Origin of the sequence: Microbacterium sp. BK668 (genome assembly GCF_004362195.1) — a bacterium.
Taxonomy (GTDB): Bacteria; Actinomycetota; Actinomycetes; order Actinomycetales; family Microbacteriaceae; genus Microbacterium.
On sequence record NZ_SNWG01000003.1, the window covers coordinates 50,244 to 70,338 of the forward strand.

The following is a 20,095-nucleotide window of genomic DNA, read 5'->3' on the forward strand; positions in this document are numbered from 1 at the left end:
GACGTCGGGGATGGTGTCGGTCTCGGTCAGGAGGATGGGGCCGCCCTGGATTCCGGCGACCGGCGCGACCGACAGTGCGTCGGGGAAGTTGCGGCCGTAGGTGACGTAGGCGACGGGCACGCCGGGGTCGAACGAGGCTTTGCTGATCGCGGCCGAGGTCGCGAACCGGTCCGGTCCCGAAAGGCGAGACACGGCGCACCTCTCGGGAAACGAATAGTCTCGGTCGCCTTCATACATGTAGACGCCGCCTTCGCGCTGAACGTTGACGAAGACCGGCGTCAATCCTTCGCGCTGGATCGGAACCGTCGCCCAGAATTGGCCGTTGATCAAGGGCCCCAGTTGGAGGTCGTACCCGTCGTCGCTTGCGTCGCCGTAACTGACCATGACAGAAGTGATGTCCGTGGCATCGCTGAGGTAGCCGACTCTGGCCTGCGCGGTGCCGTTCGGGCCGCATGTCGCAAGTCCGAAGTAGCTTCCCGGAGCCGGCGTCGGTGAGGTGCAGTCAGTGTCTTCGGGTCCCCAGATTGTGACATCGTTCGCCACCACGCTGATCTCTGACGGCCGATCCGTCGGGATGCTCATCTGGACACGGAAAGGTTGCGACACCGGCGGCGTATAGATGAAGGCGTCTGACGGGAAGGTCTCATCCCGAAAGACCTGGACGGTGACGTCGAGGTCGCCTTGCTTCCCACCGACGAGGAATCCATCGATCTCCGCTGTGCCGGCGTCGCAGTCGAAAGAGAAAACGGGCGGCGCGCTGAATTCGATGGATGCGGAAGTCAGATCTGCGGCGCTCGCTGGAAGCGTCGAGCCGGCGAGTAGGCCGCCCAGCAGGAGTGTGGCGGCGGAGAGCACCAAGGCCCGGTGCAGGTCATGTCGCAAAGGCAAGGCTGGATCCTTTCCGGCAGGGGCACGGAGTTCCGTCCGAGTGGACGGCAGAAGATCGCAGAGCAGTAGGAGTCCCCCGGCTCCTTCCGCGGACGGTATCAGATTTCATCCGCGTCGTCGACGTTCGCCCCGCAGTCACGCAGGCCGCAGCCGACGTGTGACTGAGCTGTCACACCACCCGGACGACGAACGAGAGCCCGCCGAGGGCAGTCCCCTGCTCATCGAGCTGCACGACGTCGAACGCGTGCAGTCGCCCGACCTCGTCATCCGGTGACACGGCGAACGTCACGGAGGCGTACCGAGCCTTCTCGGGGTCGAGCCGGGCCCCGACCTCGGCCGCGAGGGACGCACGGTCGACCGCCCGGGCCACTCCGAGCGGGACGCGGACATCCGTTGCGAGGCTGGGGCGGGCGAGGGTCTCGCGGGAGGTCAGCATGCGGACGCCGAGGTCGGCGAGCGGGATCGTCGCGGGCAGCCCGCCCTCGCAGCCGCCGAGCTTCGCAAGGGCGCGGGCATCCATCTCGAACGTCGTCTCGCGGGCCCGCACGAGGGCGCGGCCGCCGTCGCCGGCGTTGACGAGGAACCGGAACGACATCCTCTCGCCGGGCGCGACCTCCAGCACCTGGATGTTCCGCTGCGCGACATGCCGGTCGCCCACGACGTCGAAGACCGTGCCGTCGACGTAGCTGTCGAACGGCGCGATGAGCGAGACCCGCGCGACCACGCAGCGGTGCCCGGCATCCGTCGCCTGGGGGGTCCAGGGCAGCAGCACATTCGCCGTCGAATACGCCTGCACGGTGACGTAGTCGCCGCCGACGAGGAACGCGGTCGCGGGCGAGATGCCCGTCGAGGGATCCGCCACCCATGCGTCGACGTACGCATCGATCGCGGGGATGCCGCCGCCGTTCGTGACCGTCACCTTGATGTGGTTGAGCTGCAGCGGGACCGCTTCACCGCCGACTCCGCCACCGGGCTTCACGATCTGGATGTCGGGGCTCGTCCAGAACGTCAGGATCGCGGGCAGGGGCTCGGTGCCGTTGTCGGCTGCGTTCGTGCGGATGTACAGCCGGGTCACGGCGTCGAACGGACCGTCGTCCCCCGGCTCGCCGCCGTGGCCGGGCTGTCCTGGCTTGGGGTCGTCAGGCATCACGTCACCTCGATTCCGTCACTCAGATGTAGTCGACGTCGACGGGGTTCTGGACGTCGATGTCGGGTTTGCGTGCTCGCCACGTCTTCCAGCCGTGGCCGCGGTCGGCGTCGAGGTTGAAGTTCGGCAGATCGTCGATGCGTTCGCTGATGAGCCGAGCACTGAAGGCCGGGATGCTGCCGAACTGGTGCGCATTCCACGTCTGGCTGTCGGTCCAATGCGTGAACTGCGGACCTACGCCGTACGGCTCTTTCGCCGTGTACAGGTCTTCGACCTGCGGATTCCAGGGATGGAATCCGTGCAGCACGACGTCAGGGTTCTGGCCGAAGAACACAGTCGGGGCTGCCTCCGTCGCCTCGAACTCGCGCGGCGTGCCGGGGTAGGTGAGATGGTGCTCGATCGGCCCGAAGAGGCCGTGCGACTCCTGCTTGAGGGGGTAGTTCGCGAACGACGGCGCCGGCCCGCCGGTGAGGTGCGCGCCGGCGGTGTTGATGAACGCCGTCCCGAAGGGCACGCGGGCGAAGTCGCGCGGCTCCGGTGACAGGTACGCACCGAGGACGAGCATGAAGCGGCCCTCCTCGTAGACCTGCCAGACGAGCTTCTGGATCTGGTACAGCAGCCACTTCACGAGAGCGAGCGCCTCGGTGACCGGGAGGGTCAGGATGTCGATCGAGTGCGTGATGATCCAGGTGACCGTGTAGGCGAGCGTCTCGATGAGCCAGCCGATGAAGCCGAAGATCGCCGCGAAGATGTCCAGCACGCTGAAGCCACCGCCGCCGCCTCCGCCGCCTCCGCCAGGGAACGACGGCACTCCGCTGGCGTAGTCGTTGAAGAGCGAGACGCTCGCCGATCCCGGCGGTGGTACGGGCGTGGGCTTCTGGGCAGAGCCGATCGTCGTGGCGCGCTCGAACCACAGCAGCCACAGCCGGTAGGTCGTGTCGAAGTCCGTCTGGTTGAGGGCGGGAGGCACGTCTGGGCCGGTGTAGACAGCATCCACCGCCTTCACGAGCAGATCGGCGAGCTTGCCCGGCAGCTCACCGTCGGGGAACTCGCACAGCCGGTAGTAGTAGCTGCCCGAGATGGCGTCGCCGAGGTAGGTGTCGTCGGAGGTGAGGCGCAGGCACTTCTTCGTCCGCTTCGAGTCCGGCACGGTCTTGCGCGCGTAGGCGTCGATCCAGTTCTCGACGAGGTGATGACGGTGCCAGTGAGAGCGATAGGGACCGCCGACGATCGCGTTGACGAAGGGATGCCCCGCCACATCGCCGCCGATATGGCTCGCGTAGCCGACGGCGTAGCGCATGAGATCGTCGTCGCCCTGCGCCATCTTCCACATCGTCGAGGCGAACTCACCGGTCTTGCGGTAGTGCCACGTGTCGAACCAGTACCACTCGTTCTCGGGCTTCCCCTGCTGCACCTTGGGGTAGAAGCCGTAGAAGAGGTCGACGTTGTTCGTCACGATGGCCGCGAGCTGCGTCTGCAGAGCCGACGTCAGAAGCGTCCCGGTGTCGCCGATCTGCGTCAGCAGCCCGTCGAACAGGGCCTGGTCGACGGCGGTGATCGCATCGTCGATCGCATCCTCGACCGGCTCGATCACCGCCTCGTAGAAGTCGATGAGCGGTTCGAGCGCGTCGTACACGCCGAAGAGGAAGTTGGCGAACTCATCGAGCGGAGTGCCGTACTCCTTGAGCGAGAAGACGAGGAAGTCCGGGCCCTGCGCGCCGAAGTTCGCGTAAGGACTGCATGGATCACTCTGGAGCAGCTGCGCGATCTCTCCGCCGCGATCGCCGCCCAGTTCGCGGAGATACGACGGCAGCGCGAGCACGTTCTGCAGATGGACGATAGGACCGGGCATATCGACAGACCCCCAGGTCTTCCCGCTCGTCGTCGCGCCCAGGCCCGCATCCTCCCGGTGCGCCGGCGAAGATCTCTTTCCCCCAGCGCGAACTATTCCACTCGCTCCGTTGCCGCACAAGGGGCGTCGCGACCGACCGTGAAGACGGCCTCGTGCTCGCGTAGGTCGACCCGAGGACTTCGAGGTCCGCAGTTATGAGCGGTGTCCGCGGGTCGAGGGGGGACGGCGTCAGTCGCTCTGATCGCTGCGGACCGGACCGGGTTCCATGTACCACTCGAGGAAGGAGGTCGCCCGCCCGTCCTCGGCGAACCGGATCACCCACAGATTCGCGTAGACATGGCCATCGGCATACTCGGTCCGCCCTTGGACGATGCCGACTCCGTCCGCGGCGACGAGCGGTTCTCCCTCGAACGTCCACTCGCCCTGCTCGTCGCGGTGCTCGAGCCACGCGGTGACGATGCCCTCGCGGCCGATCCACGGCTCCGGATCGAATGGACCACCCGCATACGTCGCGTTCTCGGTGAAGAGGGCGCGGATGTCGTCGGGATCATTCGTGTTCCATGCCTGAAGGTATCGGTCCATCCACTCACGCACGTTTTCCGTCACACCGACAGGTAATCCCGCGTGAAGCCGCACGTCAATCCTCTGGGCGTCGCGCGCGCACCATCGTGGTCGACGCTGAAACGTGCGTGACCTTCCGACTCAGGTGCGCTCGCTGAGCGCGAGGATGTTGCCCTCGCTGTCCGCGAACCACGCGGACCTCTCTCCGCTGAGCTCGGCGACCCCGTCGACGGTCTTGAGTCCGGGGAAGTCGTACTCCAGAAACTCCACACCTTTGCCGCGCAGGGCCGCCATGTCTCGGGCCAGATCGTCGGTCTCGATGACGAAGACGGTGTTCTTCGCCGTTCCCGCATACGACGTCGCGTAGACCATGAGCGGCGTCCCTGCCAGCTCGTAGAACACCGCCTCGTCTTGATCCGGGAACTCGTCGTTCGCCGTCAACCCCAGCACTCCTTCATAGAAGGACCGGGCCCGGGCCAGATCGGACGCGGCGACCACCGCAGCGCCTCGTGCATTCTCGAATATGATCTCGTCCTCCTGTCGCTGTTCGCCGGCCCCTGCCAGACGGTACTCCGGTGGCGAGGCGCTCGGTAGAGACCTCGACTCCCGGTGCTCGTGACCAGCCGCCGCCCGACAGGGCATTGCGGCCGACGCGCCCGAAGCGCCGCCCGAGGCCACGAGCGCGCCGAGCACCTCGGCATCGCATCCGCCGCTCGCCGGCGCGCCCATGCCTTGACCTCGGGCGGAACTGAGGCGGATATTCGTCCCAGCGGGAGTCGTTGCCGATTGTTCAGGGGCTGTGAGATCAGCCCCGCACGTTCAGAACGCACACGCCGGACATCGCCGAAGCGGGTTGGCAGAAACGGAAGGGATGCCGTCATGCGCGAAGTCGCTCCGGGGGTCTACCAGCTGCACGGCCATCCGGCACACCTGTTCAACGTCTATCTCGTCGAGGATCTCCTCGTCGATGCGGGCACCGTCTGGGCGCGCAAGCGGATCTTGCGGCAGGTCGCGAACCGAGTTGTGCAGGCACATGTGGTGACTCATGCGCACCCTGATCACTTCGGATCCAGCAGGGCGATCTGCGATGCCCTGTCCATTCCGTTGTGGGCCGGTGCCGCCGACCGGCGGGCCATCGAGACGGGTAAGCCGCAGATGAAGCCCGGGGTCTTGTCGCGCCTTATGGGCCGAACGATGCCGAAACCCCAGGCGTGCGCTGTTCAACGCGCGTTGCGCGAGGGCGAGGAAGTGGCAGGGTTCACCGTCCTCGAAGTGCCCGGCCACAGCCCTGGGCATATCGCGTTGTGGCGAGAGGAGGACCGAGTGCTCCTATGCGGGGACGTCTTCTTCCACATCCGGCGGGTGACCGGGCCGCCGACGTTGTCCACCTTGGATCCGCGGCTGAACGACGACTCGCGCCGCCGATTGGCGGAGCTCCGACCGCGGCTCGTCCTCTTCGGGCACGGCCGACCCCTGAGGCTCGGGCCCAGCGAGCGGCTGCCCGTCGAGTAGGGCGGCGGCCGCGGCCGGCGTCACCCGGCGACCTCGCTCGGACGGCGGGAGCCCGGGACCTCCCGGCGGACGCCTCAGTGACGCGGTCGGGCGAAGAGGCCGCCGATGTACGCCAGCACGGCGCCGGCGCACACGAGGAAGAATCCCGTCACGAGCTCCACCGAGCCCCCGTTCTCCGGGCCTCCGCTCGCGACGAACGTGTAGACGGCGAAGCCGACGGCCACAAGAAGTCCGAACACCGCCGAGACGCGGATGAGCCTCCCGGATCTCCCCGTGAGGCCGAACAGCGCCCCGAGCACGACCAGCAGGATCAGCACGTGCGCTCCCGCGGCGACGAGGAGCGGGACATCCGACCAGTTCGGGGACGACAGCATCCCGATGAATTCGCCGTATCTGTCGCCGGCGATCCAGGGCGAGAACGTCCCGATCGCCATCAGCGCGGAGCCAAGGAGCACGAGGATCACCTTGGCAATCGGACGGCGGTCGGTTCGCGACTGCACGAGGGTCGCCGACGCCTCGATCGCGCCCTCGTCGGTCCGGGCGGTGATGACGAGCTGTGCGGCCCTCGTCTCCGAGGCGGGTGTGCGGGCGGCCTCGACCTCCACGCGGACCGAGCCGACGGAGTGCGGCTCCACCCGCGTGTGAGGGGGGACGAAGCGGAACTCGACCGCGCCGTCCGACGAATGACCCGCCAGGGCGACGTCGAGCGGACGTGCGCTCCGGCGGTTGTCGATCTGCAAGCGGAACGCCCCGCTCCGAGCGCCGCGGATGTTCAACACTGCGGGCTCCATCTGCAGAGTGGCCGTGCGCAGTGCGGGAGGCGACGACGTCACCTCCACGGTCCCCGGGGCCTCGACGTCGCGCCCTTCGTCCGACGTGACCACGGAGAACGACACCGACCTCGACTCGCCGGCGGGCGGAGGCGTCACGCTGATCCTTCCCCGCACGACGACCTCTCCGCGGGCCGGCACGACGACGTGGGCGGGCGTGAACGCGAAGCGTGCCCGATCCTCGGGGTCCCGCCCGTGCAGGTCGAGCGTCCGGGGCGTGCTTCCGTTGCGGTTGTCTATCCGCACGTCGAAATCCGCGATGCTGTCGTCGATCATCGAGAGACGACTCGGCGCGAGTTCCAGGCCGATCGGCACGAACGGCTCGGCGGGAGATCGGCGCTGCAACAGCGTGACGATCGCGGTGATCTCCGTAGCGTCGTTGACCGCGAGGATCGTGAGCTGACGGCTGAGTTCCTCACCGTGCCGGATCGGCGGGACCGTGAACAACCCGTCCACCTCGACGAGCTGTCCGGGTCCCACCTCGACGATCGAGGGCGAGAAGGAGAACTGCACCGCCTTCTCCGGATCGCGACCGCGCAGAGCGAAGCGCTGAGGGTAGTTCGCCAGCCGGTTGTCCAGTCGGACCCGGAACGAGCCGAGTGCGACATCGTCGAGCCGAAGGAGGCTCGGCGTCACCTCCATCGATGCCGTCGGACCCTGCGGCGGCACCGTGATCGCGACCTCGACCTCGGTCGCCATGGCCGGGTTGTCCTCGGACCGCACGGCCAGGGTCATCTGCAGGCGCTGCGCGACGATCATCCCGCCGGGACGGGTGCCGAACGCGACGGTGACGGTGCGGGCTTCACCCGGCATCAGGTGGGCGTCGTCATGAGTGACGAGAAGCCACGGCGGCGGGTCCACGGGAGCGAAGACGTACCCATCCACGACGGTCGACGGATTGCGCACCTCGAGCGTTGCGGTCGCGGTCGATCCGGGGATCACCTCGATCGTGAGCCCACGGCTTCCGACTTCGGGCTGCAGAGCCTCAGGCTGCCACGGCTGGGGCGACGCCGGCGCCGCGCGACTCGGATCTGCCCGCGACGCCCCGTGATCGGCGCCGGACACCGGTTGAGGCGGAGGTCCAGCATCCGCCGCGACCCTCTCGGCGGAAGCTGGGAGCGGTGGCGGTGGCGGCGGCGGTGGTGGCGGCGGCGGTGGCGGTGGCGGTAGGAGAGCGGATGCCTCGTCCGCGGGCTCCCGTGGATCCGACTCGCCGCCCGGGCCGGCCGCGCCGGTGCCGGCGCGGTCGTCTGCGATCGGCGCCGCTTCGAGGACGTGGGGTGCATCGGCCGCAAGCGGTACGCCGTCGAGGGTGGTCCCGCCGCGGTCCCATCCCAGATAGGAGTCGCATTTCCAGCAGAAGTCCGCCGTCTGCGGGTTCTTCTCGCCGCACTTCAGGCAGATCAGCCGGACGTCGCTCCCGTCGGAAGCCTCCATAACCAGATGCTAGAGCGTTTCATGCGAGGGCGCGGAAGGTGGTGCCCCATGGGGCATCGGGTACTGCCCGAGGCCATCGCCCGGCCGCCGTGTCAGCTGTCCGTGCCGACGTCACGGCCCGGAGAGCGAGGATGGTGACGTGGATTCACCGGCCGCTGCCTTCATCGACCGCACGCTGCGGTCCGAGGCATCGGAGTGGCGCACCTGGGCGGACGGGGATGCGTCGGTGGGCGGGCTGCGGGTCTACGGCGCCTCCGTCGGCGCGGTCCGCGGTACTGTGCGCGACGCGCTCCGTCGACATCGCGGACTCCAGCACGATGAGATCACCGCGCTCGCGTCGGAGCTGTGGGCGACACCGGTCTTCGAGCGCCGCCTCGCCGCGATCGTGCTCCTTCAGGGCCAGGTGGACACACTCAGCGGAAACGACCTGACGCGCATGGAGGGGTTCCTCCGCGACGCCCGCATCCCAGAGCTCATCGAGCCGCTCACCGTGGACGTCGTGCGACCGCTCCTCGCCCGGCTGACCGGCGTGGAGGCCGAGCGCGCCCGACGCATCGTGACGCGCTGGGCTTCGGCGGATGCCGAGGGCCTCCGAGCTGCGGCTGCGCTTCTCTGAGTCTCGGCGCGGAAAATTCGCTTACGGCGATCCGCCGGTCGTGGCTACACTCCGACGCGTCGGCGCAATGGCTGCCGGCGAGCTCGAAGGAGACCACCGATGACGACAACGATGACGAGTGTTGACGATCTCTTCGACGTCGACGAGGTCCGCGCCGTCGCCGAGCAGGTGATGCCGGCGCCCTACCGCGACTTCGTCAACAACAAGGGCATGGAGAAGACGCTTCACGATGACATCGGCGCGTGGAGCAGCATCCACCTTCGCCCGCGGGCGCTCGTCGACGTACGCGATGTCGACACGTCCGTCACGGTTCTCGGTGATCGCATCTCGATGCCGATCATCACCGCGCCGTTCGTCGGTTCGAGCTTCGTGCATCCGGAAGGGGAGGTCGCGACCGCGCGCGGGGCGATGGCCGCCGGCACCATCACGACCTTGAGCATGAACGGCACTTGCACGCCCGAAGAGGTGGGAGCGGTCGCCCCCGGTCACTACTGGCAACAGCTCTACTGCGTACGGGATCGGGAGGTCGTGCGTGACGTGGTCGCGCGGGCCGTCGCGTCGGGCGCCTCCGCGCTGTGCCTGACCGTCGATCTCCCGGTCATGCCCGCCTTCCCTCGGCCCATGAGAGAGGCGATGGCGGAGCTCTTCCAGCGATGGAGCTCGGACGAGCATGCGATGTACGTGGTGCGCGACTACCGGGATAAGCCGTTCGGCTCCACCTTTCCCGACGCCGGCGTCACGTGGGCGGATCTGGAATGGCTCCGTGGACTCTCCGACCTGCCGCTCATCCTGAAGGGGGTCATTCGGCCGGAGGATGCACTCCTCGCTCGCGACAGCGGTGCGGCCGCCATCATCGTCTCGAACCACGCCGGTCAGGGTCTCCGATCGTCTCAGCCGGTTGCTCACGCGCTTCCCTCGATCGTCGATGCGGTGGGGTCGGAAATCGAGATCTATGCCGACAGCGGCATCCGCTCAGGCGCCGATGTGCTGCGCGCGCTGGCGCTCGGGGCCAGAAGCGTGCTGGTCGGTCGCCCTGTGCTGTGGGGTCTGGCCGCCGGCGGCGCGGATGGGGTGGAGCGCGTCTTGCGGATTCTGCGGGATGAGCTCGCGGAGGTCATGGCCATCACCGGGGCGGCGACGATCGAGGACATCGATGCGTCCGTGCTCGCGCCCCGCGCGTCATAGTCGGTCGACGTCAACCGCACCCCGAGGCCCGAGAGATCGAGCAGCGTCGGTCGCGGTTCAGGCCGACGTCAGTTGCCCCAGAACGGGCCGGTCAGGCCGACCGAGGCGAAGTAGGCGGATGCCTCGTCCGGCTCGCGGCGGCGGTAGGGCGAGTCGAGCCGGCCGTCGTACCAGTGCGCCGCCAGCCGCCAGAGCGTGGCGAGGTCGAACACGGCGCCCTTGACGTTGCCGGTCGCTTCGAGCCAGCGGTCGACGCAGTAGTGCGAGCAGAAGATGCGCTGGTTGTCGCACGCGTGGATGACGTCGTCCCAGATGTGGTGCACATCGGTGAGGAAGTGCGCGACCTGGTCGCCCTCGGGCGGACCCTGGTTCGTCACGGTCCAGGCGTGCGGACTCCCGCAGCCCGGGCACGTGGTCGCGACGAGTACGGAGGGCTCTGCGGTGACGAGGTTCGGGATCGCGAACGAGTCCCAGGCGCAGCCGCCCCACCACATGACGTTCTCACCCATGACGGAGAAGCCGAAGTTGCGGGTGGCGAACGGGTGCGCGAGAACGATGGCGCCGCCGGCGCCGAGCGCGAGGTGGCGAGCGGCCGCGAGCGCGCGGATCGCGGCATCCACCTCCTCATGGGTGAGGTCGAGCGACTCGGCTAGCTGCGTCCGCGACGGCGCTGCACCCGACTCCGCGAAGCCGTGGTAGATGGCGAGCCGAACCGCCTCGTCGCGTTCTGACATCCGCTTCCTCCTTCTTGCGATCGCGAGATGTCCCAGACGTGGCTGATCGTACTGCTCCATCACCTCCACGTGCCCGGCGTTCCGGGGGTAGCGTCGAGGCGTGAAGGCGCCCGCGGATCCGATGGCACCCTGGCGCGCCGTGGCGCGATGGCTGCTCGTGACGCTGCTCGCGGCCGCGGGCTTGTCGCACCTGACGTGGGGGAGGCGCGGCTACCGCATCGTCGTGCCCGACTGGTCGACCCGCGTCACCGGTCTCGACAAAGACGCGATCGTCGTCGGCTCCGGCGTCGCCGAGCTGATGCTGGCGGGCGCGGTGGCGACCATCCCGCGCCAGCGGAGCGTCGGCTGGCTCGTCGCCGCGTTCTTCGCCGCGGTCTTCCCGGGGAATGTCCACCAGTGGCGGACGGGTCGCCCGGCGCCGATGCTCCGGACCGACCGCGCCCGGCTCGTACGGCTGTTCCTCCAGCCGGTCCTGATCGTCTGGGCCGTCTGGGCGACGGGGTAGCGGCTCCCGGCCTCCGGGCGGAGCCACGAGGAGCTCCCTTGACATGGCCCGCCGGGCGGCGCATCGTCGCCTCAGGAGGTAGAGCGATGATGCAGTCTCCTGGGAAGAGCAGTAAGGCCGTGCGGGTCCCGGCGCCACGCCCCGGCGTGGTCGAGCAGGAAGGCAGGGCTGACGAACCCGAGCCGCCGCGCGTCGTCCGTCGCTGGGACTACCCGACCCACACGATCAGACCCGCCGAGCGCCACGAATAGGTGCGCCCTCGGCGCGAGCGTCACGCGAGCTGGTCGCGACGGCGGGTCAGATAGGCCCGCTCCGCGGTGTTGCCGGCGAGCTGGATGGCGCGGTCATAGGCCGCGCGCGAGGCATCCCCTCGCCCCACCCGTCGAAGCAGATCGGCCCGCGCGGCGTGGTAGGCGTGATACCCGTCGAGCGGCTCGCCGAGACGATCGAGGTCGGCGAGCGCGACCTCGGGGCCGTCCAGCTCGGCGATCGCGATCGCGCGGTTGAGCCGCACGATCGGGGAGGGGTCGATCGCCATCAGCCGGTCGTAGAGGGCGGCGATCTGCGACCAGTCCGTGTCGCGCGCCGACGGGGATGCGGTGTGGACCGCGTTGATCGCGGCCAGCAGCTGATACGGCCCGGGTGCCCGCGCGCCGGCGGCGACGGCGGCGATCCGTTCGCGAACGAGGCTGCGGCCCTCGTCGATCAGGGCGCGGTTCCATGCGCCGCGGTCCTGCTCCTCGAGGGTCACGAGCTCGCCGGAGCGGGAGACCCGCGCGGGACGCCGGGCGTCGATGAGCAGCATGAGCGCGAGGAGCCCGGTCACCTCGCCCTCATCCGGAAGGAGCTCGCGCAGGAGGCGACACAGGCGGATGGCTTCCTCGGTGAGGTCGACGCGGAGGGCGTCGTCGCCGGCGGTGGCGAGGTAGCCCTCGTTGAAGATCAGGTACAGCACGGCGAGCACGCCGGACAGGCGATCGCGGACGTCGGCAGCCGACGGCACGCGGAAGGGAACGCGCTCGGCCTTGAGCTTCGCCTTCGCCCGAGTGATCCGTTTCGCCATCGTGGCCTCGGGCACCAGGAACGCGTTCGCGATCTGAGCGACGGTCAGTCCGCCCAGGAGGCGCAGGGTCAGCGCGACCCGGCCCTCCACCGCCAGCGTGGGGTGGCAGCAGGTGAAGACAAGCCGGAGCCGGTCGTCCTCGACGGGGCCGGTCGGCTCGGGGGGAGAGTCGTCTGACAGCATCCATGCCGCCTGTTGCTTGACATCGCGGTGCGACTCGCGACGCAGTCGATCGATCGCCTTGCGTGTCGCCGTCGTGGTGAGCCACGCGCCCGGGTTGGGTGGGATGCCGTCGCGCGGCCACCGCTCCACGGCGGCGACCATGGCCTCGGCCGCTGCGTCTTCGGCGACATCGAGGTCACCGAAGCGACGGGCCAGCCCCGACACCAGCCGCGCCCACTCCTCGCGGTGAGCACGGGCGATCGCCTCGTCTACGGCCGATTCCGCCACGGCCCCGCGTCACTCGCTCTCAGCCGCGTGCCTCTCGATGATGTCGTCGAGGCCGGAGGGGAACCGGTGCACCTCCTGGGGCCAGTCCAGGGCAACGGCCAGACGGCCGGCCCAGTAGCGCGCGGCCTCGTCGTCGGCCACCTCCACGACGGTGAACCCGCCGAGGTGCTCCTTGGTCTCGACGAACGGTCCATCGGTGAAGACCGGCTGCCCGTCCCTGTTCACGACGCTGAAGACCGCCGTGGATGCGTCGATCCCGCCCTCGGCGAAGAGGAAGACGCCTGCCTCCTCCATGTCGGCGAGCACGGCGCGCGAGGCTTCGCTCTTCGCCGTCAGCTGGTCGGCAGTGTGCGGCGGCACCCACTCGTCGTTGAATGCGATCAGATACTTCGGCACGTGCGTCTCCTCTTGTCGGGGCGAGGGCCAGATCGTGGCTCCTCGGTTGTCGCGGCCCGAGCGGGTCGCTCACGTGATCAACGAACGGCGCCCTTCGAAGAGGACACTATCGCCGAGGATTTCCGCGGATCTCATCGAGGTTTCCGTGCGAGCGACAGCGTAGAGGGCGTCACCGCTGGTCGCCGCGGCCGCGCCTGGACGCCTGTGCGGCCTCGAACAGCTCGGCGCCCAGGGTGTCGGCCAGCCAGGCGCACCACGTGGAGATGGTCCGCCAGTCGTCGGCGATGATGTCGTACGCGTCCGGCGTCCACATCCACTCGGCGGGGGCCTCGCGTCTGCCGATCGCGAGTCGTCTGAGCTGCAGCAGGTCCAGGCGCGGGTGATCGGCACGGTAGCCGCGGGGCGCGGTCTTCAGGGCGTCCTCGCGCGAGAGCGCGAAGCCTGCGCCGCCGAGCTCCGCGAGCAGCGCATCGAGGTCCTCGGCGGTGCGCGGGTCGTCGACGGCCTCGCGGAAGCGAGCCAGCGCCACGGGCGGCACGTCGTAGACGCCGCCGCCCAGCATGAGCCCGTCCTCGCTCAGCTGGACATAGTGCGCCGGGGTCGCCTGCGTGACCATGCCGATGTGCAGCTTGTACGGGGTCTTGTCGGCGCTGAACCGGACGTCTCGATACGGACGGAAGATCTTCACCGCGCCGAACTCCGGCTCGAGTTCCGCGCCGAGAGCTTCGAAAGGCCCGCGGACCGCCGAGTCGTAGCGCGCCTTGTTGGCCTGCCACCACGCCTTCGTGTTGTCGCCGCGAAGCTCGGCGTAGAACGAGACGGCGTCGCGGTCGAGTCCTTCGAATCCCACCCGCCGATCGTAGCGAGTGGATGCCGCGGCATCCCGATCACGTAACGGAGATCAGGGAGCGCTGCCAGCCGGTCGATCCATCCGGGGCGATCGGGGCCGACTCCTGGATCTGAAGCTCCCCCTTCTTGTTCACCGCCCGCACGGTGACGTAATGCGTGCCGGGCGTCGCGTCCCACTCGAGAAACCACTGCACCCACGTGTCGGCGTTGATGGGGTTCGAGAGCGTCGCGACCTGCCAGTCGCCGTCGTCGATGCTGACCTCGACGCGCTCGATGCCGACCGATTGCGCCCACGCCACGCCGGCGATCGGAATCCGGCCCGCGGAGACGGGCTTGCTGATCTTCGGGGTGTCGATCCGGGAGGAGAACTTGATGGGCGCCTCGGCGCTGTAGCCTCGCGGCGTCCAGTACGCCTCGTCCTGCGCGAACGTCGTGACCTTCAGCTCGGTGAGCCACTTGGTGGCCGACACGTATCCGTAGAGGCCGGGCACGACCATCCGCACCGGGAACCCGTGCTCGAGGGGGAGCGGCTCGCCGTTCATCGCGACCGCCAGGATCGCGTCCAGCCCGTCATCGGTGAGCGCCGAGAGGGGCGTCGACGCGGTGTACCCGTCGACGCTGCGGGAGAGCACCATGTCGGCGCCCGACTGCGGGCCCGCCAGACGGAGGATGTCGCGCACGGGCACGCCGAGCCACCGGGCGTTGCCGACGAGCTCACCGCCCACGACGTTCGACACGCAGGTCAGGGTGATCGCGTACTCGTCGAGCCCCATGGCGACGAGTTCGTCGAAACCGATCTCGACCCGCTCGTCGACCATGCCGTCGACGACGAGCCGCCAGGTGCCGGGATCGATCGTCGGGACCGTGAGCGCTGTGTCGACCCGGTAGAAATCCTCGTTCGGCGTGAACAGCGGCGTGATTCCCGGGATGCCGAGCTCGGCGCCCTCCGGCACCGCGACGGTCGTCCGCGGAGCGGGCAGGCGCAGGGCGCCGCGGATCGCCTCGACCGACGAGGTCGCCATGCTCACCGCTCGCGCGGTCACGCCGACCACGACGGCGGATGCCGCGGCGATGCCCGCGAGCAGGAAGAATCCGCGCCGATCGATCCCGCGCGGAGAACGCTCCCCACCGGGGTCGGCGTCGTGGGCGGCGTCGGAAGCGTCGTCGTCCCTGGCGTCCAGGAAGTGAGCCGCCCCGGCTCGCGGCGCCGCGGACCGCTCCCACCGCCGCAGCCGGCGGCAGAGCGCCACGAGGAGGAACGACCCGACGACGGTGCCGGCGACCGGGGCGAGGAAGGCGAGCGGGCTCGCTCCCGCCCGGGTGACGATCGCCGCGAGCGACAGCGCCCCGGCGACGGCCAGCGCGACCGGTCCGAGCGGCGGCCGGAGGAACTGCAGCACGCCGGCGATCGCCGACGCGATCACCACGGCGAGGCCGAGGCCCGCCAGCAGAGCCGCTTTGTCGTACTCGCCGAAGGTCGAGATCGCGAACTCCTTGAGCGGCTGCGGCACGACGTCGATCACGAACGAGCCGACCGCGAGGATCGGACTGGCCTCGCGCGCGACGAGGAGGGCGACGAGCTCGGCGGCTGCGAGGAACGCGACGCCGCTGATCACGCCGGCGAGCGCCGACAGCGCGAGGAACTTCCACCGTCCGACAGTCCTGGTCACGCTGCCCCCCTCCGCGAGCCGAGGGCTCGAGGGTTTGTTCGGAGTCAGGACGCGATCGGATCGGCGCGGGAGGGCGATCGCGCTGTGCGGGGCGTCCCCCGAGCGCTCGGGAGCGCTCGGGGCGACGGCATCCATCGCTCTTTCACGACGCGGGAACCCCCCGCCCCGGGGCTCAGACGATCAGCGAGAGCCGGAGGCGACCGGCTGCTGCAGCTCGGTGACCCAGGTGGACTGGGGACCGTCGGCCTGCAGGTACACCTCCCGGCATGGCCCGGCGAACGTGGCTCCGTCGCCGACGACGTCCTGCATGAACCGGTGCCAGGCCTCCCCGATCCCGGCCATCTCGCCCCGGTACTCGCTGACGGCTGCTCGTTCCACTCCCGGCAGCGCGACGACCTCCCAGCCGTCGCCGGGCACCGGGTCGCCGCCCGCGATCCACGACACCCAGACGCGCAGGTCTTCGGTGCCCTCGATCGCGTCGTACCAGAAGATCCCCGGCTCGCGATAGTCGACTCCCGACGCCTCGAGCGCGGCCTGGAGCGGCGGGAGGATGCTGTCGATCGTCGCCGGGATGTTCTCCCCGCCCGGTGCGACGCCCGACGCGGCGTAGACCGTGACGGGCTCGAGCCGGCGGTAGGTGACAGTGGTCATCTTGTGCTCTCCTTCTTCGAGGTCTCGGAGCTGTTCGTCGACCCGGGCGAGGCGGGCGGACTCCACGGCGAGCGACGCGAGCAGATCCGCGCGGCGACGCTCCAGGACGCGCCTGAGCGCATCCCTCTCGTCGGCCGATCGGAGCACTTCTGCGGCGTCGTCGAGCCCGCACCCGAGGTCGCGCAGCTGCGCGATCCGCAGCAACGGCGCGAGCTGCTGCGGCGCATAGCGGCGGTATCCCGTGCGCGCGTCGACGTCGGCCGGCACGAGGAGTCCGATCGCGTCGTAGTGCCGCAGCATCCGCACGCTCACGCGCCCGAGTGCCGCGAACTCTCCGATGGTGTACATGGTGGAGACCACGCTCGACGATGACACAGTGTGAGGGTCAATGCCTCGTCTTCGTCGGGTCGACAGCGCCGGCGCGCGATCCCCGGACGCAGCCGATCGCCGCGCCCAGACTGACCCCCACCACGGCGGTCACCAGGATCAGGGGCGCGATCGCGGCCGTGTTCCCGGACAGCAGCGTGAGCACCATCGTGGCCACGATGCTGGTTCCCATCAGGACGGAGAAGACCAGGATCGGCAGGAGCCAGAACGAGCCGATCTCGCTGCCCCGCAGAGCGAGCACGCCGACGAGGATCATGCCCGGCAGCACGACGGACAGGTCGATCACGTGGATCGGGTTGACGATCAGCCCGGCGACCTGCAGGTTCGGCGGCGCCTCTCCGGTGATCGTCGCCGGAAGCACCTCGCTCAGCCACAGCAGCGCGAAGGCGGCCCCGGTGCAGATCAGCACCCACGCGGCGAAGGTCCTGGCGACGCCGGACGGGAGGACCGGGCGGCCGCGCTCTCCCACCAGCACGACGATGAGGGTGTAGACGGTGAGTCCCAGCACGGCGACGTAGACGAGGAACAGGCGCCCGAAGTGGAGCGCGAAGGCGTAGACGATGTAGGCGTACAGGAAGTAGAGGAGGCTCCCGACGACGACCTGCCGCGCCGCAGCCGAACCGGAGCGCATCCGAAGCGCGCCGACGATGAGCACCGCGACGGCGAGCAGGTTGCCGAGGTCCTGTCCTCGGCCCTGCAGCACCCAGTCCGCCGTCTCCTGCCGATACGGCCACGGTGCGAACAGCCCCAGGAGGCTCGCGAACGCGACCAGCCCTCCGACGGCGAACGCCGCCACGACGACCAGCGTCCGACGACGACTCTCGGGCGGGCCGGACGGCGTGGTGAGGGCGTCCGGAACAGACTTCTCGAGCATCGGCGGCTCCTTCGTTCCCTTCGAGCCTGCTGCCGTGCGCGCACATGACCAGGGCACTTGGTCCCGCGGAGCTCTGAGCGGCCGGTCGGCGACGCGGCGGACCCGGATCGGAGGCGACGTGGCCGCTCGCTTTCCGAACTGTGGATCGGGCGAGGTCCGCCCGTGGCCTGGCCGTAACCCGCCCCGGCGTAGCGTCGGAGGCGCCGGAGCAAACGGGTCCTGCATTTCGGAGAGGAGGACCAGGTGCACGCCATCGATCTGATCATCGGAGAGTATGTCCATCGCCTGCCGAAGGACGCCGACGAGAATGCCGTTCTCACGGAGTTGAAGGAGGCCGTCCACGCGGGCGGCGGCATCGTCGACCTCCCCACCTACCGCCCCACGTCATCGGTCGCCGTGCTCATCAGCCCGGGCGTTCCGGTCTTCGTCGAGCGGACGCTGATCGAGGACGAAGCCGTCCCCGAAGTCTTCGCCGCGCCGCGCGACGATGTCATCGAGTGGTCTGACTGCTGACTCGGGCTCACCGGCGCGCCGGACCCTGAGAGTGGACCGAGCGGTTGGTCACGGCTCGGTATCGACGGCCCGCCTGCCGCAGCCGGCACGCACACTGGACGCATGTGGTGGAAATTCCTCAAGGCGGTCACGCACCGCGAGCACCACGTCGCGCCGACGACGTGGATCGCTGCGATCGCAGCCGTCGTCTACACGTTCGCCCCGATCGATCTCATTCCCGAGGTGGTCCTCGGACCCCTCGGACTGACCGACGACATCGGCGTCTGGGGGATCCTCGCCGTTCTCGCGGTGCGCGAGCACCGTCGCTGGCAGGCCGCCGTCCGGGCGTGACCGCGCCCGCCCCAGCCCTCAGGCCGTGAATCGGGCGAGGAACGCCCGTGTCCGCTCCTCGCGGGGAGCGCCGAACAGCTCGGCGGGCGGTCCCTGCTCGAGGATGCGCCCCGCATCGAGGAAGACGACGCGATCGGCGACATCCCGTGCGAACGCCATCTCGTGCGTCGCCATCACGATCGTCATGCCGTCGTCGGCGAGCGACCTGACGAGATCGAGCACCTCGCCGACGAGCTCGGGGTCGAGGGCGGACGTGATCTCGTCGAGGAGCAGCAGATCCGGCGACGTCGCGATGGCGCGGGCGATCGCGACCCGCTGCTGCTGACCGCCCGAGAGCCTGTCGGGGTGGGAGGCGGCCTTGTCGGCGAGACCGACGCGCCCGAGGAGCTCCAGGGCCGCCGCATCCGCCTGGCGACGTGAGAGGCGGTGCACGTGCCGGAGCGCGAGGGTGATGTTGCCGAGCACGGTGAGGTGCGGGAAGAGGTTGTACTGCTGGAACACGACTCCGATGCGGGCACGGACGGCGTCGGGGTCGACCCGCGGGTCGCTGATGTCGTCGCCGCGCAGCAGGATGCGCCCGTCGTCGATCGGCTCGAGGAGGTTGACCGTGCGGAGGAGGGTCGACTTGCCCGAGCCGCTGGCGCCGATGAGCGCGATGACCTCGCCCTCCGCCACGGCGAGATCGATCCCGCGCAGCACCTCGTGCTCGTCGAACGCCTTCCACACGTCGGCGAGACGCAGCACCTCGCTCACACGATCCCGCCGATCTGCTCGCGGGCTCGGACGCGGGCGGTGTACCAGTCGGTGAGGCGGATGGTCGGGATGGCGAGGAGCACGAACAGGATGCCGGCGACGACGTACGGCGTGAAGTTGAAGTACTTGGCGGTCTCGATCTGGGCGGCGCGGACAGCATCCACCGCTCCCAGCACCGAGATGAGGCCGACGTCCTTCTGAAGAGCCACGAAGTCGTTCATGAGTGCGGGCGTGACCTTGCGGATCGCCTGCGGCACGACGATGAGGCGCATGGTCTTGGCGTGGCTGAGCCCGAGCGAGCGCGCGGCCTGACGCTGCGACGGATGCACCGCCTCGATGCCGGCGCGGAAGACCTCCGACACGTACGCCGAATAGGTGAGGGTCAGCGCGACGGTGCCCCAGAAAGCGAACGGCAGGCGCACGGGGATGAGGTCGAGACCCGGGATGCCGAAGCCCACGAGGTACAGGACGATGATCAGCGGCAGCCCGCGGAAGAGATCCGTGTACCCGGCGGCGAGGGCGCGCAGCGGCAGCCACACCGGCCCGCGAAGGGTGCGCAGAGTCGCGAGCAGCATGCCGAAGATCAGCACCAGCACCGCGGAGACCGCGAGCACCTGGAGGTTGAGGAGGAAGCCCTGCCAGATGCGGGGCAGCGAGGCGAGCATGATCTCGCCGTTGAAGAACATCTGCCGGACGGCGTCCCACCCGGGTGTGTTGAGCAGCGTCACCCACACGATGACGGCGAGCACGAGGGTTGAGACGAGGCTGATCACGACGGACTTCGTGCCCTGCCGTTTTCGGTAGGCGCGACGTTCGAGCTCGATGTCGCTCACGCCGCGGGCGGCGGCTGCGGTGGGCGGTGCCACGGTCATCGCGCCAGGCTAACGGTCGG

Annotated in this window: 21 protein-coding genes; 6 read left to right on the plus strand and 15 right to left on the minus strand. The window is 69.3% G+C overall.

Features of this window, described 5'->3' with window-relative positions; translation table 11 throughout:
* The 5 genes from EV279_RS15675 to EV279_RS17175 form a co-directional block, all read right to left on the minus strand.
* Positions 1-888: cell wall-binding repeat-containing protein (locus EV279_RS15675; RefSeq protein ID WP_133545690.1), on the minus strand; the 888-nt coding region annotated here is incomplete at its 3' end.
* Between the two features lie 169 nt (positions 889-1,057).
* Positions 1,058-2,035 carry a hypothetical protein gene (locus tag EV279_RS15680; RefSeq protein ID WP_133545691.1) on the minus strand — a complete coding sequence of 326 codons (978 nt, stop codon included), beginning with the start codon at positions 2,033-2,035 and terminating at the stop codon, positions 1,058-1,060.
* 22 nt (positions 2,036-2,057) lie between these two features.
* Positions 2,058-3,887, minus strand: a complete 1,830-nt coding sequence (locus EV279_RS15685) for a hypothetical protein (RefSeq protein WP_133545692.1) — start codon at positions 3,885-3,887, stop codon at positions 2,058-2,060.
* A 228-nt stretch (positions 3,888-4,115) separates the two neighbouring features.
* Positions 4,116-4,523, minus strand: a complete 408-nt coding sequence (locus EV279_RS15690; RefSeq protein WP_347876864.1) for a nuclear transport factor 2 family protein — start codon at positions 4,521-4,523, stop codon at positions 4,116-4,118.
* Positions 4,524-4,589: 66 nt separating this feature from the next.
* Complete coding sequence (locus EV279_RS17175) at positions 4,590-5,177, minus strand: VOC family protein (RefSeq protein WP_347876865.1); 588 nt, start codon at positions 5,175-5,177, stop codon at positions 4,590-4,592.
* A gap of 150 nt (positions 5,178-5,327) precedes the next feature.
* On the opposite strand from EV279_RS17175, the gene EV279_RS15700 reads away from it, so the two are divergent.
* Positions 5,328-5,960, plus strand: a complete 633-nt coding sequence (locus tag EV279_RS15700; protein WP_133545695.1) for an MBL fold metallo-hydrolase — start codon at positions 5,328-5,330, stop codon at positions 5,958-5,960.
* Between the two features lie 74 nt (positions 5,961-6,034).
* Here the strand turns inward: EV279_RS15700 and EV279_RS15705 are convergent, their stop codons facing one another.
* Positions 6,035-7,732: a hypothetical protein gene (locus tag EV279_RS15705; protein WP_133545697.1), complete on the minus strand. Its 1,698-nt coding sequence runs from the start codon at positions 7,730-7,732 to the stop codon at positions 6,035-6,037.
* A gap of 634 nt (positions 7,733-8,366) precedes the next feature.
* Between EV279_RS15705 and EV279_RS15710 the strand changes: the two genes are divergently transcribed.
* The gene (locus EV279_RS15710) at positions 8,367-8,843 is read left to right on the plus strand and encodes a DNA alkylation repair protein (RefSeq protein ID WP_133545699.1); all 477 of its coding nucleotides are present in this window, start codon (positions 8,367-8,369) and stop codon (positions 8,841-8,843) included.
* A 99-nt stretch (positions 8,844-8,942) separates the two neighbouring features.
* Positions 8,943-10,028 (plus strand): alpha-hydroxy acid oxidase, encoded by a 1,086-nt coding sequence (locus EV279_RS15715; RefSeq protein ID WP_133545701.1) that lies wholly within the window; start codon positions 8,943-8,945, stop codon positions 10,026-10,028.
* A gap of 68 nt (positions 10,029-10,096) precedes the next feature.
* Here the strand turns inward: EV279_RS15715 and merB are convergent, their stop codons facing one another.
* Complete coding sequence (merB, locus tag EV279_RS15720; protein ID WP_133545703.1) at positions 10,097-10,762, minus strand: organomercurial lyase; 666 nt, start codon at positions 10,760-10,762, stop codon at positions 10,097-10,099.
* A gap of 121 nt (positions 10,763-10,883) precedes the next feature.
* Between merB and EV279_RS15725 the strand changes: the two genes are divergently transcribed.
* The gene (locus EV279_RS15725) at positions 10,884-11,267 is read left to right on the plus strand and encodes a hypothetical protein (protein ID WP_133545927.1); all 384 of its coding nucleotides are present in this window, start codon (positions 10,884-10,886) and stop codon (positions 11,265-11,267) included.
* 271 nt (positions 11,268-11,538) lie between these two features.
* Here EV279_RS15725 and EV279_RS15730 read toward each other — a convergent pair whose 3' ends face one another.
* From EV279_RS15730 to EV279_RS15755, 6 genes are all read right to left on the minus strand, one after another.
* Entirely contained in the window at positions 11,539-12,780 is a 1,242-nt protein-coding gene (locus tag EV279_RS15730) for a sigma-70 family RNA polymerase sigma factor (protein ID WP_133545705.1), read from the minus strand.
* A 9-nt stretch (positions 12,781-12,789) separates the two neighbouring features.
* On the minus strand, positions 12,790-13,176 hold the full coding sequence (locus tag EV279_RS15735) for a YciI family protein (protein ID WP_133545707.1): 387 nt from the start codon (positions 13,174-13,176) through the stop codon (positions 12,790-12,792).
* Positions 13,177-13,345: 169 nt separating this feature from the next.
* Positions 13,346-14,026 (minus strand): DUF2461 domain-containing protein, encoded by a 681-nt coding sequence (locus tag EV279_RS15740; protein WP_133545709.1) that lies wholly within the window; start codon positions 14,024-14,026, stop codon positions 13,346-13,348.
* Positions 14,027-14,063: 37 nt separating this feature from the next.
* Entirely contained in the window at positions 14,064-15,695 is a 1,632-nt protein-coding gene (locus EV279_RS15745; RefSeq protein ID WP_243728651.1) for a molybdopterin-dependent oxidoreductase, read from the minus strand.
* Between the two features lie 180 nt (positions 15,696-15,875).
* Positions 15,876-16,721: a MerR family transcriptional regulator gene (locus tag EV279_RS15750; protein WP_243728652.1), complete on the minus strand. Its 846-nt coding sequence runs from the start codon at positions 16,719-16,721 to the stop codon at positions 15,876-15,878.
* Positions 16,722-16,731: 10 nt separating this feature from the next.
* Positions 16,732-17,607 carry a hypothetical protein gene (locus tag EV279_RS15755; protein ID WP_133545713.1) on the minus strand — a complete coding sequence of 292 codons (876 nt, stop codon included), beginning with the start codon at positions 17,605-17,607 and terminating at the stop codon, positions 16,732-16,734.
* A gap of 243 nt (positions 17,608-17,850) precedes the next feature.
* Between EV279_RS15755 and EV279_RS15760 the strand changes: the two genes are divergently transcribed.
* Both EV279_RS15760 and EV279_RS15765 read left to right on the plus strand, forming a co-directional pair.
* A complete protein-coding gene (locus EV279_RS15760) occupies positions 17,851-18,120 on the plus strand; it encodes a hypothetical protein (protein WP_133545715.1) in 270 nt (89 codons plus the stop codon).
* Positions 18,121-18,222: 102 nt separating this feature from the next.
* Positions 18,223-18,450 (plus strand): DUF1232 domain-containing protein, encoded by a 228-nt coding sequence (locus tag EV279_RS15765; RefSeq protein ID WP_133545717.1) that lies wholly within the window; start codon positions 18,223-18,225, stop codon positions 18,448-18,450.
* A gap of 18 nt (positions 18,451-18,468) precedes the next feature.
* On the opposite strand, the gene EV279_RS15770 is transcribed toward EV279_RS15765, so the two are convergent.
* Complete coding sequence (locus EV279_RS15770) at positions 18,469-19,203, minus strand: amino acid ABC transporter ATP-binding protein (RefSeq protein ID WP_133545719.1); 735 nt, start codon at positions 19,201-19,203, stop codon at positions 18,469-18,471.
* The gene (locus EV279_RS15775; RefSeq protein ID WP_133545721.1) at positions 19,200-20,075 is read right to left on the minus strand and encodes an amino acid ABC transporter permease; all 876 of its coding nucleotides are present in this window, start codon (positions 20,073-20,075) and stop codon (positions 19,200-19,202) included. The genes EV279_RS15770 and EV279_RS15775 overlap by 4 nt, the downstream gene beginning before the upstream one ends.
* Positions 20,076-20,095 lie beyond the last annotated feature (20 nt).

What these genes read in the sequence shown, in the direction of transcription:
- merB (WP_133545703.1), bottom strand. Translation starts at nt 10,762, where the DNA reads ATGTCAGAACGCGACGAGGCGGTTCGGCTCGCCATCTACCACGGCTTC.
- EV279_RS15715 (WP_133545701.1), top strand. Translation starts at nt 8,943, where the DNA reads ATGACGACAACGATGACGAGTGTTGACGATCTCTTCGACGTCGACGAG.
- EV279_RS15775 (WP_133545721.1), bottom strand. Translation starts at nt 20,075, where the DNA reads ATGACCGTGGCACCGCCCACCGCAGCCGCCGCCCGCGGCGTGAGCGAC.
- EV279_RS15685 (WP_133545692.1), bottom strand. Translation starts at nt 3,887, where the DNA reads ATGCCCGGTCCTATCGTCCATCTGCAGAACGTGCTCGCGCTGCCGTCG.
- EV279_RS17175 (WP_347876865.1), bottom strand. Translation starts at nt 5,177, where the DNA reads ATGGGCGCGCCGGCGAGCGGCGGATGCGATGCCGAGGTGCTCGGCGCG.
- EV279_RS15765 (WP_133545717.1), top strand. Translation starts at nt 18,223, where the DNA reads ATGTGGTGGAAATTCCTCAAGGCGGTCACGCACCGCGAGCACCACGTC.
- EV279_RS15755 (WP_133545713.1), bottom strand. Translation starts at nt 17,607, where the DNA reads ATGCTCGAGAAGTCTGTTCCGGACGCCCTCACCACGCCGTCCGGCCCG.
- EV279_RS15680 (WP_133545691.1), bottom strand. Translation starts at nt 2,035, where the DNA reads ATGCCTGACGACCCCAAGCCAGGACAGCCCGGCCACGGCGGCGAGCCG.
- EV279_RS15725 (WP_133545927.1), top strand. Translation starts at nt 10,884, where the DNA reads ATGGCACCCTGGCGCGCCGTGGCGCGATGGCTGCTCGTGACGCTGCTC.
- EV279_RS15700 (WP_133545695.1), top strand. Translation starts at nt 5,328, where the DNA reads ATGCGCGAAGTCGCTCCGGGGGTCTACCAGCTGCACGGCCATCCGGCA.